The sequence below is a fragment of the Achromobacter sp. UBA5777 genome (assembly GCF_002418565.1).
In the GTDB taxonomy this organism is placed as follows: domain Bacteria; phylum Pseudomonadota; class Gammaproteobacteria; order Burkholderiales; family Burkholderiaceae_B; genus Achromobacter; species Achromobacter animicus.
On sequence record NZ_DIEJ01000023.1, the window covers coordinates 1 to 12,971 of the forward strand.

Below are 12,971 nucleotides of genomic sequence, written 5' to 3' on the forward strand. Positions count from 1 at the left end.
ACGCCTGCGCGGCATCTGCGAGCGCGCTGGCACGCCGTATCTGCTGGATCCCGCCTGACCGGTCGTGGCGCGCGCGCAAGAAGCCCGAGGCGCCCTGTGTTCCCGTGCCCATCGGATTCCAAGTTCTCTTTTCAAGACATGAGGTCAGCAATGAATTCACCTCTTCCCAATCGCTTCCGGCAACGCATCCTGGCCCGCGAGCGGCTCATCGGATTCTGGATGTGCATGTCCAGCCACATCACCGCCGAACTCGTCGGCCTGGCGGATTTCGACTGGCTGCTTCTGGATGGCGAACACTCGCCCAACGAGGTGCCGATGTTCCTGCAGCAGCTTCAGGCCCTGCAGGGCAGCGCCAGCGCGGCCGTGGGGCGTCCGTCCTGGAACGATCCGGTCGAGATCAAGCGCCTGCTGGATATCGGCTTCTACAACCTCTTGATTCCGTTCATCGAATCCGAAGAGGATGCGCGCCGCGCGGTGGCCGCCACGCGCTACCCGCCGCAAGGCATCCGCGGTGTGGCGGGCTCGATGCGCAGCAACCGTTATGGCACGGTGCCGGACTATCTGCACACCATCAACGACAACATATGCGTGCTGTTGCAGATCGAAAGCCGTCCCGGCATCGAGGCGGTGGATGATATTGCCGCTGTCGAAGGCGTGGATGGCGTGTTCATTGGCCCGTCGGACCTTGCCGCGGCATTGGGTCATATTGGCAACCCCGGCCATCCCGAAGTGCAGGAGGCGATCCGCCACCTGCATCAGCGCGTGACCGCGCAAGGCAAGGCCGTGGGCATTCTGGCGCCCGTGCATGCCGACGCGCGCCGTTATCTGGACATGGGGATGCACTTCGTGGCCGTGGGAACCGACCTGGGCGTATTCAAGCAGGCGACCTTCGCGTTGCGCGAGGCGTTCCCGACCTGATGTCTTGATGCGCCAGGCCCCCGTGGGGGCGCTGGTCGTTGCGAGCGAAACCGCTACGCCGGCGCCGGACAGGCAAACTGTCCGGCGCCGTTTGCATTTGCAGGCGGCTTACTCTTCCAGCGCGAGCAGCTCGGCCACGGTCTGGCGGCGCCGGATCAGGTGTGCCTCGCCCTGGTCCAGCAGGACCTCCGGTGCGAGCGGTCGGCTGTTGTAGTTCGAGGACATCGACGAACCATAAGCACCTGCGTTGTGAAAGACCATGAAGTCGCCGATGCGGGGACGCGGCAGCAACTGGTCGGTCATGACGCCGCCTTCGTTCTGCGTGAACACGTCGCCCGATTCGCACAGCGGGCCGGCCACCGCGATGCGCGTCTGCGGCGCGTCCTGCGGGTCGCTGCCGTCCGGCGCATGCACCGAGATCCGGTGATAGCTGCCATACATGGCCGGGCGCATCAGATCGTTGAAGCCCGCGTCAACCAGCGCGAAGTCGCGCTCGGGACGCCGGTTGATCGAATGCACTTCGGCGACCAGCACGCCGGACTCGGCGATCAGGAAGCGGCCGGGTTCGATCTCCAGGCGGATCTCGTGACCCAGATACTGGGCAATGCGCTGACGCGCGGCATCCCATTGCTCGAAATAGTGATCGCAGTCGATGCGCGGCTCGCCATCGCGGTAGGGGATCGACAGCCCGCCGCCCGCCGAAATGGCTTCGATGTCGTGATCCAGCGACTTCACCACGTCCACCATGGCGTCGCACACGCTGGACAGATGGCCGTAGTCCACGCCCGAACCGATGTGCATATGCACGCCCACCAGCTTCAGGCCGTGGCGGCGCACGATGGAGATCGCTTCAGCCACGTCGCCGATCCAGATGCCATGCTTGCTTTGCGGGCCGCCGGTATTGGTCTTGTTGCTATGGCCGTGGCCAAAGCCAGGGTTGATGCGCAACCAGACGCGATGGCCCGGCGACGCCTGGCCCACCCGCGACAGCATGTCCAGCGACCCGGCGTTGACGGTGATGCCGTGCTTGAGCGCGGTAGCCAGCGTGGCATGGTCGATCAGGTCGGCTGTGAAGACGATGCCTTCCGGTTCGCTGCGCGGGTCGAAGCCGGCGGCCAGGCTGCGCTCGATCTCGCCCAGGGATACTGCATCCACCACCACACCTTGCGCGCGCATCAGACGGAGGATGTGCAGGTTCGAGCACGCCTTCTGCGCGTAGCGGATAGTGTCGAAGCGGCGCAGTTGGGCGATGCGTTCGCGGATGACGGCGGCGTCGTACACCCAAAGCGGCGTGCCGTGTTCGGCGGCAAGTTGGGTGAGCTGGCGCGGATCGAAGGTCATGATGAAAGAAGCCCTGTGGGAAGTGAATCAAAGGCGGCATGATGCCTGCGGCGAGCCATCCAGTAAAATGCTTTGATTTTCGGCACCGATTCATTCCTGATATGGGAGGCGCGATGCTCACGCATCGGCATATCGAAGTCTTCCGCGCGGTGATGATCGCGGGCAGCGTGACGAAGGCCGCCGATCTGCTCAACACGTCGCAGCCCACCGTCAGCCGCGAACTGGCTCGGATGGAGCAAACGATCGGTTTCGCCCTCTTCGAACGGATCGGGGGGCGCCTGCGGGCCACGATGCCGGCGTTGGCGCTCTTCGAAGAGGTGCGGCAGTCCTACGCCGGCCTTGAGCGCGTGGCGTCCGCCGCGGCCCGTTTGCGGGCATTTCGCGAAGGGCAGCTCTCGGTGATCACCTTGCCGGCGTTTTCGCATTCGATACTGCCCGATGCGTTTCAGCGTTTTCATGGTCAACACCCGGGCGTTAGCCTGTCAGTCGAAACGCAGGAGTCACCGCTGCTCGAAGAGTGGCTGACGGCGCAGCGCTATGACCTGGGCCTGACCGAACACGATGCCGCGCCCGCCGGCACGCGGCTGGAATTGCTGGTGCAGGTTGACGAGGTCTGCGTGCTGCCTGACGGCCATCCGCTGCTGGCCCGCGCGGCGGTCGAACTGGCGGATTTTGAAGGGCATACCTTCGTCAGTCTGTCCGCCAGCGATCCCTACCGCGTCCAGATCGACGAAGCGTTTGCCGAGGCGGGCGTTTTGCCCCGCTCGATTGTGGAAACGCCCACTGCGGTGTCGGTTTGCACGTTCGTGCGGCAAGGACTTGGCCTGGCGATCGTCAATCCGCTGACCGCGCTGGACTTCGTGGGACGAGGGCTGCACATCCGGCCGCTGAGGCGGTCGTTTCCGTTCCGCGTGAATGTTGTGTTTCCTGAACACCGTCCCGGTAATCCGCTGGTCGGCGCGTTCATGGAATCGCTGCGCGACGCCGCGGCAGCCATCAAGGGCAGGCTGGCGGCAGCAGAATCCGCATGAAGCGGGGCAGGGTACGCCCGAGATGGGGCGGCCCGGTAGGCAGGCTGAGACGCAGGTGCTGGACCTTGGGGCGCGCAGCGAACCGCTCAGTCAATCGGCGCAAATAACAAAAAAGGATGCCCGTGGGCATCCTTCTTTATTTGCCGTATTCGTGTCGCCCCGTAAGACCGGGGCGGCAGAATGGCTTAGGCCAGCGCCTTGATGGCGGCAGCCAGGCGGCTCTTGTGGCGAGCGGCCTTGTTCTTGTGGATGATGTTCTTGTCAGCCACGCGATCGATCACGCTGGTGGCCTTCTGGAACACTTCGCCAGCCGCAGCCTTGTCGCCAGCGGCGATGGATTGGCGAACGCGCTTGATGGCGGTGCGCAGCATCGAGCGCAGGCTGGAATTGTGCTTGTTGCGCTCAACGGATTGGCGAGCGCGCTTGCGGGCTTGGGCGGTATTGGCCATGTTGCTTTGTAAGTTGAATTCGGCAAAGTCGAACATTGTAGCAAGCCCCGTGGGGAATGCAAGCTTTTAATGTCGCTTTAACCGATGGAGCGCCCGTCAACCGGGCGGGAGGGCGCTGCTGGGAAGAATTCCCGGGTTGGAGAACCCTTGCGTCAGATCCTCTTGAAAACATGAGGAAAATTCGCGGCGCCTATCGATAAAACCAATGGACAAACCACTGGATAAAAACTAGGTGTCGAGTATACAACGGAAACCGTGCCGCCCGGCATACCTTCGGGGCGGACGTTGTCAGGCGGCGACGTTGATGGAGACGAACCAGGGCGTGAAACGGCGGACCTGAATGGGCATCTGATCCTGCAAGCTGTCCAGCGCGGCGTCGGTGTCGTCCAACGGAAAATGGCCGGATACGGGCAAGCCGCCTGCGGCCATGGACACGCGCAAGGTGCCGCTGCGATAGGGGCGCAGCGCCGCAATGACTTCGCCCAGCGGGCGGCCGCGAGCCTCAACCCAGCCCGATTCCCAAGCGGCTTCGGCCATGAGCTCGGCGCGCGGCGTGTCCATGCGGGCATTGTCGAAGCGGGCGCCGGTGCCGGCGCGAACGGTGCCGTGCGCCCCGGACATGGTCTCGACTTCGACTTCGTGTTCGTGCACCACGACGACCGTTCGCTGCGCCTGCTGGCGCACCATGTAGCGGGTGCCGAGCGCGCGGACGGTGCCCTGCGCAGTCTGCACCAGGAAAGGACGGCGGGAATCGGGTGCGACCGACACCGTCACGGCGCCATCCAGCAGACGGACCTGACGATACGCAGGCGTGAAGTCCAGGTTGACGCGGCTTCGCGCGTCGAGCAAAAGCTGGCTGCCGTCCGACAGCAGGTAACGGCGGCGCTCCCCCGTTGCGGTGGCCGCGTCGGCGGCAACGTTGTTCAGCGGGTAGAACGCATTGCCGACATAGGCGGCGGCCGCGCCGGTACTGGCGAGCGCAAGCGCGCCAGTCAGAAAACGGCGGCGGGGCGGCACGATGGCGGCGGGTGGGGGCGGGATCAGCGACTGGGCAGCGGCAGCGGCGTCGCCACTACCGGTGGCATAGGCGTCGCCGAGCCGGCCAAACGACGATCCTGCCAGGGTGCCCGTCAGTTGCTGCCAGGCGTTTTCATGGACAGGGTCAGCCGCTCGCCAAGCCAGGAAGTCGTTGTAGTCTTGGGCCGTTGCCTTGCCGGAGCGCAGCAGCAGCAGCCAATTGATCACCTGGTCCGCCATGGGTTGTCCTTGGGCGTACTTCAATTCATGCTTCCCGCAGGCAGGGGCCTACAGGGGGTCCTCTCAGTGGCAATTTTTAAATCATAAAGGTTTTTTACCAAAGATTACGGGGTGGTTGTCAATTCTTGACGAAATTAATGCGAAAAGCCGGCGTTTGGCCGGCTTTTTGAAGGCAATGTAGCCCGAACAGGCGGAATTACTGCTTCGGGCGTCGTCCGAAGTCCCTGAGGCGAAATCCAAACAGTAACAACATTCCGAAGTACACCACTCCGCTTGCCGCCAGCACGCCGGCCAGCAAGAGGGCACGTTGGCCGGAATGCGACTGCAGCGCAATCCAGTCGATCCGTGTGTCTGCATACCAGAGCAGCGCCGCCAGCCCGGCCAACGCAGGCACCAGGCGCAGGGCAAATGCGGTCCATCCCGGGCCCGGCGCGTACACGCCCCGGCGGCGCAGCCCGATCAGGAGCGCCAGCGCGTTCAGGCAGGCGCCCAGGCCAATGGCCAAGGCGAGCCCCGCATGGGCCAGCGTCGGCACAAGCATCACGTTCAGCAGCTGCGTCACCACCAGCACGGCGATGGCGATCTTCACGGGCGTGCGGATGTCCTGCTTGGCATAGAAGCCGGGGGCCAGGATCTTGACCGCCAGCAGACCAATCAGCCCGGCAGAGTAGGAAATGACGGCCAAGCGCGTCTGCAGTACGTCCTGCGCGCTGAAGGCGCCGTAATGAAACAGCGTGGCGACGAGGCCGTCCGACAGCATGGCCATGCCCACCGCGGCGGGCAGCCCCAGCAGCAATACCAGGCGCAGGCCCCAGTCGAGCAGCGCGCTGTAGCCGCCGTGGTCGTCGCGGGCATGCGCCGCAGACAGGCTGGGCAGGAGGACGGTGCCCAGCGCCACGCCTAGCAGCGCCGTGGGAAATTCCATGAGGCGGTCGGCAAACGACAGCCACGTCACGCTGCCCGGCGTGAGCCACGTCGCGATATTGGTGTTGATCAAAAGCGAGATCTGCGCCACCGACACGCCCAGCGTAGCGGGCGCCATCTGCTTGAGGATGCGCTGCACGGTCGGATCGGCCCAGGCCTGCCCAAAGCGCAGCGAAAAACGCGGCGTCAGGCCCAGGCGCGCCAGGGCCACCCATTGCACGGCCAATTGCAGCACGCCGCCGATCATGACGCCGACAGCCAGCGCGTACACCGGGACGTCCATGCGCGGCGCAAGCCAGATGCAGGCGCCGATCATGGACAGGTTCAGCAGCACGGGCGTGAAGGCGGGCACCGCGAAGCGCCGCCACGTATTGAGCACGCCGGACGCGAAGGCGATCAGCGACATGCAGAGGATGTACGGGAACATCATCCGCGTCATCCAGACCGCCGCGCCGAATTCGGTGTCGCGCGCCGCACCCCGCAGGCCGCTGGCCATGGCGGACACCACCCAGGGCGCCGCGACGATGCCGATCAGCGTGACCAGCATCAAGGCGGCGGTCAGCAGCAGGGCCACGCGGTCCAGCAGCGTGCGGACTTCTTCTTCGGAGCGGTTGTTGCGCGCGGCGCCCAGGATGGGGACGAAGGCCTGGGCGAAGGCGCCCTCGGCGAACAGGCGGCGCAGCAGATTGGGAATGCGGAAAGCGACCCAGAAAGCGTCGGTAATGGGGCCGGCGCCGAACGCGCGGGCCACCAGGATGTCGCGGATCAGGCCGGAAATGCGGGACAGCAAGGTGAAACTGCTGACCGTGGCCGCCGAACGAAACAGGCTCATGGGTGGACTACTGAGGTGAATGCGGGCCGGATCGCCGCGTTGATGGGGACGGCATGCCGGCCATCAGCAGGGCCGGCATCGGAAGGCCGGCCCCTTTGGACCGGCCCATACGGACCGGCCATGAAGCTGAATTACTTCGGCGGCATGCGGATGGCGCCGTCAAGACGGATGGTTTCGCCGTTCAGCATGTCGTTGGTGATGATGCTGTGGACCAGCTTGGCGTAGTCTTCCGGGCGGCCCAGGCGCGCGGGGAAGGGGATGCTGGCGGCCAGCGAGTCCTGCACTTCCTGCGGCATGCCGAAGATCATCGGGGTGCCGAAGATGCCCGGGGCGATGGTCATGCAGCGGATGCCGGTCTTGGACAGGTCTCGTGCGATGGGCAGCGTCATGCCCGCAACGCCTGCCTTGGAAGCGGCATAAGCCGCCTGGCCGATCTGGCCGTCAAAGGCGGCGACGGACGCCGTGTTGATCATCACGCCGCGTTCGCCGGTGGGCTCGGGCGTATTGGCGCTCATGGCCTCGGCGGCCAGACGCATCATGTTGAAGCTGCCGATCAGGTTGATCGACACGACTTTCTGGAAGAGCTCCAGCGGGTGCGCGCCGTTCTTGCCGACGATCTTGGCGGCGGGGGCGACACCCGCGCAGTTGACCAGACCGAACAGTGAGCCCAGTTCCAGCGCAGCGGCCACGACCTTCTTGCCGTCGGCTTCCTGCGTCACGTCGCAGTGCACGTAGCGCTGGCCGAGTTCCTTGGCGAGGGCTTCGCCCGGCTCGTCCTGCAGGTCGGCAATGACGACCTTGGCGCCATGTTCGACCAGCATGCGGGCGGTGCCGGCGCCCAGGCCGGATGCGCCGCCGGTAACGATGAATACCTTGTTCGCGATTTCCATGTGTGTACCACCAGATCAGTTCAAGGGAAGGAAGGCGGCGCGCCGGGCGCCGGATGCAACAAGGCCTTCGGGCCAGGGCCGGAACGCGCTGCGTCCGGCCGGCGCCGAAGGCCTTTGGGCCATCGAGACGCCGATCAGCTTTGAACGGCTTCGAACAGGCGCGACTTGATTTCGTCGACGGCGCCCACGCCCGAGATCTTGCGGTATTTCGGGGCAGCGGCCGAGTCTTGCTGCGCCCAGGCCGAGTAGTAGTCAACCAGCGGACGGGTCTGCTCGCGGTACACCGACAGGCGGTGGCGCACGGTTTCCTCGCGGTCGTCGTCGCGCTGGACCAGGTCCTCGCCGGTGACGTCGTCCTTGCCTTCGGTCTTGGGCGGGTTGAAGCGCACGTGGTAGCTGCGGCCGCTAGGCTGGTGCACGCGGCGTCCGCTCATGCGTTCGATGATGTCTTCTTCGGGCACGGCGATTTCCACGACGTAGTCCAGCTTGACGCCGGCGCTCTTGAGCGCGTCGGCCTGCGGGATGGTGCGGGGAAAGCCGTCGAACAGGTAACCGTTGGCGCAGTCGGGCTGCGTCAGGCGGTCTTGCACGAGGCCGATGATGATCTCGTCGGAAACCAGGCCGCCGGCGTCCATGACCTTCTTGGCTTCAATACCCAGCGGGGTGCCCGCTTTCACCGCGGCGCGCAGCATGTCGCCGGTGGAGATCTGGGGGATGCCGAAGTGCTGCGTTAGAAACGCAGCCTGGGTGCCTTTGCCGGCGCCGGGGGGTCCGAGCAAGATGAGACGCATGAGTGCTCCTGAAGGGGTTTATTTTTTGTGATCCGGGGGATTATGCCGCAACGCAGCAGCCAATGCGGGGCTGCGCCATGGGAAATAACCCTTATATCTGATTGCTGTAGATCAAGCGGACGCGCTCGAGATCGGCCGGGGTATCTACCCCACCCGCAGGAGGCGTCGACGCCCGATGGACGACGATGACGTGGCCGTGTTCCATGGCCCGCAATTGCTCCAGCGATTCGAAGCGTTCCAGCGCGCCTTGCGGCAGGGTCGGGAAGCGGCGCAGGAACGACGCGCGGTAGGCGTACAGGCCGATGTGATGCCAGGCAGGCAGTCCCTGCGCCAGCACGCGATCGCCGCCGGCCAGCGCGTCCCGGGCCCAGGGGATGGGGGCGCGCGAAAAATACAGCGCGCGATCGTCGGCGGCGCAGACCAGCTTGACGACGTTGGGATTGAACAAGGCCTCGGCGTCGGCCAGGGGGCAGGCACAGGTGGCGATGTCGGCCTGGGGATAGGCTTGCAGTTTGGCCGCCACCGCGTCGATGAGTTCGGGTTCGATCAGGGGTTCGTCGCCCTGCACGTTCACCACGATCGCGTCGTCGGGCAGGCCAAGCTGCTCGACCGCTTCGGCCAACCGGTCGGTGCCGGTGGGGTGATCGCCACGGGTCATCAGGGCGCGCAAGCCGTGCGCCTGCGCCGCCTGCTGCACGCGGCCGTCATCGGTGGCGATGAAGATCTGCGAGGCGCGGGACAGGGCGGCGCGGTCGGCGGTGCGCACGACCATGGGCTTGCCGGCGATGTCGGCCAGCGGCTTGTCGGGCAACCGGGTCGACGCGGTGCGTGCCGGGATGATGGCGATGAAGCTCACGATGCGAAGTTCAGCGAGGGGCGGCGGTGTCGTCCAGCGCGCGGGCCTCGGACTCCAGCATGACCGGAATGCCGTCGCGCAGCGGGAAGGCCAGCCGGTCCGCACGGCAGACCAGTTCGGCCTGCTGCCGGTCGTGTTCGAGGCGGCCCTTGCACAAGGGGCAAACGAGGATGTCGAGAAGGCGGGATTCCATGACCGCGATTCTAAAACAGTTTTGCCGCCGGACAGCGCGCGGCGCGTCGGGGTTGCGGCAAGCGGCCTGTTACGCCGTTGGGTTGCGGCCCCGGGTTTCGCCGCCACCGTCCTGGTCACGACCCGGGCGCTCTTTGCGAGCGCGCAGCGCGTCGGCCAGCCAGTCAAAGAGCTCCGGGTCGGAGAACGCGGCTTGCACCGGCACTTCCCACAAGCGGGGATCGTTCAAGGCGCCGCATTTGATGGCGTCCTTGGCGGTCACCAGGATGACGTCGGCGTCCAGCGCCTGGAAGGGTGACGTGGCGTAGTCGTGGTGATCGGGCAGGGGAAGCGTCGCGGACAGCGTGATGCCGGCTGCCCGCAGCGTGGTGAAAAAGCGCTCCGGATTGCCGATGCCGGCCGCGGCCGCGATGCGGGGCTGGCCGGCAAAGGCAGACAGCGGCTGAGTGGTCTGTCCCCCGATATGGCGCGCCAGTCCGGGTTCAAGCCACATCTGGATCTGGCGGGGACGGGTGCCGGCCATCGATGGGAGCCGGCCGTCATGCTGCGAAGGCGACTCAGGGGTGTCAGGCCCTGCAGGCGAGGCGCCGGACGTGCCGATATTCGTGACCACGGCGTCCACGTCGGCCAGACGGCTGGCGGGCTCGCGCAGCGGGCCGGCGGGCAGCAGGCGCCGGTTGCCCACGCCGCGCTGGTCCTGCACCACGATTTCGATGTCCCGTGCTAGCGCCAGATGTTGCAGGCCGTCGTCCGAGACGATGACATCGACCTTCGGATGCGCCTGCAGCAACACCTGGGCGGCGAGGGCGCGCTTGGGGTGGATGCACACGGGGGCGCCGGTGGCGCGCGCGATCAGCGCCGGTTCGTCGCCGAATCGCGCTGCTTCCAGGTCGCCCAGCCCCACTCGCGGATGGGGACCGACCTTGACGCCATAACCCCGGCTGACCACGCCCGGCGTGTAGCCGCGGGCTCGCAGGTTTTCGACGGTGGCGATCACCATGGGCGTCTTGCCCGTGCCGCCCACGAAGATATTGCCGATGACGACCACGGGCACGGGCGGCCGGTAGGACACCTTGGCGCCGCTGGCGTAGCGCGCGCGCTTGCGCTCGACCGCCCAGGCGGTCAGCGCGGACAACGGGCGCAGGGCGGTGGATAGCCAGCCGCCGCGCTGCCATTGGCGGGCCAGCAGTGATGCGCGTCGGGTTTTCAACGGTTGGTCTGGGCGGCGAAATTGACGCGGCCGATGCCGGCAAGGCGCGCGGCTTCCATGATGTTGATCACGGACTGGTGGGTGGCCTGGGCGTCGGCATTGATGATGACGAGCGGCTCGGTCTTGCCGGCCGCGGCCTGGCGCAGGGCGTCGGCGATTTCGGGCGGCGTGGAGACGTCGATCAGGGTCCCGTTCAGGGCGTAGCGGCCATCCTGACTGACCGCGACTTCCAGCGCGGGCGGCGTGTCCTGTTCGGACGATGCCTGGGGCAACGTCACCTTCAACTGCGTGAACCGGGTGAACGACGTAGTGGCCGCCAGGAAGATGAGGATGACCAGCAGGACGTCGATGAGCGGAATCAGGTTGATGTCCAGCTCATCGCGGTCTCCCCGGGAACCGCGGAAATTCATGGGCGGGCCTCGCGGGAGGCGCGCGCCGGCGCGAGGGCGCGGATCAGGCGCGAGGCGGCCTGTTCCATGGCGTTGAGGTAGCTGTCCACCCGGCCGCGCAGATAGCGGTGCGCGATCATGGCGGGAATGGCGATCAGAATGCCGAAACCGGTGTTGTACAGCGCGATCGAAATGCCGCGCGCCAGTTGGGCGGGGTCGCCGCCACCGGGCGTGTAGGAACCGAAGATTTCGATCATGCCGACGACCGTGCCGAACAGGCCCATCAGCGGGGCGACGACGGCGATGGTGCCGATGGCGGAAATGTAGCGGCCGAGATCATGCGCGACGGCGCGGCCTGTGTCTTCGACCACGTTGCGCAGTTCTTCGCGCGGCAGGTGGCGGTGACGCATCACTTCGGCCAGCACGCGGCCCAGCGGCGAATTGCGTTCCAGCCGGTGGATCGAGTCTGGCGTGTCCTGGTGATTGCGCAGCATTTCGGCGACCTGCTCGTTCAGGCCCCGCGGCATCACCAGGTTTCGGCGCAGGGACAAAAAGCGCTCGAAGATCAGCGCCAGGCCCAGCACGGATGTCGCCAGCAGGGGCCAGATGGGCCAGCCGGCCTCGCGCAGAATGGAAAGCAAAGCGGTCAACTCCTGAGGAGCCGAAGGCGCCGCAAGCGGCGCACAGTGGCATCTGAACAAGCCGAAACTGTAACGGTGCGGCGCGTATGTGGCAAGGCAGGGGAAGACCCGAATTATCCACAGAATCTGTGGATAATTCTGTGTAGAACTCAGCCGGAAGGCTTATGGGCACGGGGCTTGCGCTTGTTTGCTTCAAATGCGCGCACTGCCGTGTCCTGAAAAAATCATTTTATATCAATGACTTGTACCGAATTCGCTGGCTTTCTGGGCAGTTCGTGCAAATTTCTGCGAACGCGGTATCATTGCGCCCCGCTCCGCCTGCCCTGTGGACAGGTTCGCATCGGAAAGCCCCATGACAATTGAGCTCCCAGTCACAAACAACGCATTTGCGCGGGAAATCCTTACAGTTGCCCAGCTAAACCAAGCAGTGGGGCAGTTGCTGGAGCGCAGCATCCCTGCGCTGTGGGTTCGCGGCGAGATTTCCAACTTCACGCAGGCGGCGTCCGGGCATTGGTACTTCACGCTCAAGGACAGCCGGGCCTCCGTGCGGGCCGTCATGTTCCGCAGCCGCGCCAGCGCCGTGGGTTTCGTGCCCCGGGCGGGCGACCAGGTCGAGATCCGGGCGCGCGTTTCCCTGTACGAACCGCGGGGCGACTATCAGCTCCAGGCTGACGCCATGCGGCGGGCAGGATTAGGGAATCTGTACGAGGCTTTTTTGCGCCTCAAAGAGCAACTGGCCTCCGAGGGGCTGTTCGATCCGGCCCGCAAGCGCGAGCCCGTCCGTCTGCCCCGTGCGATCGGGGTGATCACCTCGCTGCATGCGGCAGCGCTGCGTGACGTGCTGTCGGCCCTGGCCCGGCGGGCGCCGCAGGTGCCGGTCATCATCTATCCGGCCCCGGTTCAGGGGGCGGATGCCGCCAACAAGCTGGCCGCGCAGTTGCGTCTGGCCAACGAGCGGGCCGAGGTCGATACGCTCCTGCTGGTGCGGGGCGGCGGCAGCATCGAAGACCTCTGGAGCTTCAACGACGAAGACCTGGCGCGCCAGGTGGCGGTCAGTGAAATTCCCGTCATCAGCGGCGTGGGTCACGAAACCGACTTCACCATCGTGGACTTCGTGTCCGACCTGCGGGCGCCCACGCCCACCGCCGCGGCCGAGCTGGCCTGCGCGCCGCGCGCGGAATTGCTGGGCCGCGTCATGCAGACGCTGCAAACCATGGTGCGCGGCCAGCAGCGCCGGCTGGAGCGGGCAG

14 protein-coding genes are annotated in these 12,971 nt (G+C 65.8%); 3 read left to right on the forward strand and 11 right to left on the reverse strand.

Translation table 11 applies throughout. The annotated features are described in order from the left end of the window. The first annotated feature begins 150 nt into the window (after window positions 1-150). Window positions 151-918 carry a 2-dehydro-3-deoxyglucarate aldolase gene (garL, locus tag B3446_RS01110; RefSeq protein ID WP_191575628.1) on the forward strand — a complete coding sequence of 256 codons (768 nt, stop codon included), beginning with the start codon at window positions 151-153 and terminating at the stop codon, window positions 916-918. A gap of 108 nt (window positions 919-1,026) precedes the next feature. Here the strand turns inward: garL and lysA are convergent, their stop codons facing one another. After that, complete coding sequence (gene lysA / locus B3446_RS01115; protein ID WP_291376746.1) at window positions 1,027-2,259, reverse strand: diaminopimelate decarboxylase; 1,233 nt, start codon at window positions 2,257-2,259, stop codon at window positions 1,027-1,029. Between the two features lie 113 nt (window positions 2,260-2,372). Here lysA and B3446_RS01120 point away from each other — a divergent pair, with 113 nt between their 5' ends. Beyond that, complete coding sequence (locus B3446_RS01120; protein WP_291376748.1) at window positions 2,373-3,290, forward strand: LysR family transcriptional regulator; 918 nt, start codon at window positions 2,373-2,375, stop codon at window positions 3,288-3,290. 185 nt (window positions 3,291-3,475) lie between these two features. Here the strand turns inward: B3446_RS01120 and rpsT are convergent, their stop codons facing one another. From rpsT to B3446_RS01170, 10 genes are all read right to left on the reverse strand, one after another. After that, window positions 3,476-3,739: a 30S ribosomal protein S20 gene (gene rpsT / locus B3446_RS01125; protein ID WP_043542310.1), complete on the reverse strand. Its 264-nt coding sequence runs from the start codon at window positions 3,737-3,739 to the stop codon at window positions 3,476-3,478. 288 nt (window positions 3,740-4,027) lie between these two features. Further along, complete coding sequence (locus tag B3446_RS01130) at window positions 4,028-4,996, reverse strand: FecR domain-containing protein (RefSeq protein ID WP_191575625.1); 969 nt, start codon at window positions 4,994-4,996, stop codon at window positions 4,028-4,030. A gap of 196 nt (window positions 4,997-5,192) precedes the next feature. Further along, window positions 5,193-6,752, reverse strand: a complete 1,560-nt coding sequence (gene murJ / locus B3446_RS01135) for a murein biosynthesis integral membrane protein MurJ (protein ID WP_291376759.1) — start codon at window positions 6,750-6,752, stop codon at window positions 5,193-5,195. A 131-nt stretch (window positions 6,753-6,883) separates the two neighbouring features. Then, window positions 6,884-7,642 carry a 3-hydroxyacyl-CoA dehydrogenase gene (locus B3446_RS01140; protein WP_175123486.1) on the reverse strand — a complete coding sequence of 253 codons (759 nt, stop codon included), beginning with the start codon at window positions 7,640-7,642 and terminating at the stop codon, window positions 6,884-6,886. Between the two features lie 134 nt (window positions 7,643-7,776). After that, window positions 7,777-8,433, reverse strand: coding sequence for an adenylate kinase (gene adk, locus B3446_RS01145; protein WP_191575623.1), 657 nt, complete (start codon window positions 8,431-8,433; stop codon window positions 7,777-7,779). Window positions 8,434-8,524: 91 nt separating this feature from the next. Continuing rightward, the gene (gene kdsB / locus B3446_RS01150; protein WP_175138399.1) at window positions 8,525-9,289 is read right to left on the reverse strand and encodes a 3-deoxy-manno-octulosonate cytidylyltransferase; all 765 of its coding nucleotides are present in this window, start codon (window positions 9,287-9,289) and stop codon (window positions 8,525-8,527) included. Window positions 9,290-9,299: 10 nt separating this feature from the next. Continuing rightward, the gene (locus B3446_RS01155; protein ID WP_175123483.1) at window positions 9,300-9,482 is read right to left on the reverse strand and encodes a Trm112 family protein; all 183 of its coding nucleotides are present in this window, start codon (window positions 9,480-9,482) and stop codon (window positions 9,300-9,302) included. A gap of 69 nt (window positions 9,483-9,551) precedes the next feature. After that, window positions 9,552-10,691 carry a tetraacyldisaccharide 4'-kinase gene (lpxK, locus tag B3446_RS01160; RefSeq protein ID WP_291376763.1) on the reverse strand — a complete coding sequence of 380 codons (1,140 nt, stop codon included), beginning with the start codon at window positions 10,689-10,691 and terminating at the stop codon, window positions 9,552-9,554. After that, window positions 10,688-11,101, reverse strand: a complete 414-nt coding sequence (locus tag B3446_RS01165) for an ExbD/TolR family protein (RefSeq protein ID WP_175123481.1) — start codon at window positions 11,099-11,101, stop codon at window positions 10,688-10,690. Before B3446_RS01165 ends, lpxK begins: the two co-directional genes overlap by 4 nt. Next, window positions 11,098-11,721, reverse strand: coding sequence for a MotA/TolQ/ExbB proton channel family protein (locus B3446_RS01170; protein WP_291376765.1), 624 nt, complete (start codon window positions 11,719-11,721; stop codon window positions 11,098-11,100). The genes B3446_RS01165 and B3446_RS01170 overlap by 4 nt, the downstream gene beginning before the upstream one ends. 352 nt (window positions 11,722-12,073) lie before the next feature. Here B3446_RS01170 and xseA point away from each other — a divergent pair. After that, a partial coding sequence (xseA, locus tag B3446_RS01175; protein WP_291376767.1) for an exodeoxyribonuclease VII large subunit occupies window positions 12,074-12,971 on the forward strand: 898 nt, incomplete at its 3' end.

What these genes read in the sequence shown, in the direction of transcription:
- garL (WP_191575628.1), top strand. Translation starts at nt 151, where the DNA reads ATGAATTCACCTCTTCCCAATCGCTTCCGGCAACGCATCCTGGCCCGC.
- lysA (WP_291376746.1), bottom strand. Translation starts at nt 2,259, where the DNA reads ATGACCTTCGATCCGCGCCAGCTCACCCAACTTGCCGCCGAACACGGC.
- B3446_RS01120 (WP_291376748.1), top strand. Translation starts at nt 2,373, where the DNA reads ATGCTCACGCATCGGCATATCGAAGTCTTCCGCGCGGTGATGATCGCG.
- rpsT (WP_043542310.1), bottom strand. Translation starts at nt 3,739, where the DNA reads ATGGCCAATACCGCCCAAGCCCGCAAGCGCGCTCGCCAATCCGTTGAG.
- B3446_RS01130 (WP_191575625.1), bottom strand. Translation starts at nt 4,996, where the DNA reads ATGGCGGACCAGGTGATCAATTGGCTGCTGCTGCTGCGCTCCGGCAAG.
- murJ (WP_291376759.1), bottom strand. Translation starts at nt 6,752, where the DNA reads ATGAGCCTGTTTCGTTCGGCGGCCACGGTCAGCAGTTTCACCTTGCTG.
- B3446_RS01140 (WP_175123486.1), bottom strand. Translation starts at nt 7,642, where the DNA reads ATGGAAATCGCGAACAAGGTATTCATCGTTACCGGCGGCGCATCCGGC.
- adk (WP_191575623.1), bottom strand. Translation starts at nt 8,433, where the DNA reads ATGCGTCTCATCTTGCTCGGACCCCCCGGCGCCGGCAAAGGCACCCAG.
- B3446_RS01155 (WP_175123483.1), bottom strand. Translation starts at nt 9,482, where the DNA reads ATGGAATCCCGCCTTCTCGACATCCTCGTTTGCCCCTTGTGCAAGGGC.
- B3446_RS01165 (WP_175123481.1), bottom strand. Translation starts at nt 11,101, where the DNA reads ATGAATTTCCGCGGTTCCCGGGGAGACCGCGATGAGCTGGACATCAAC.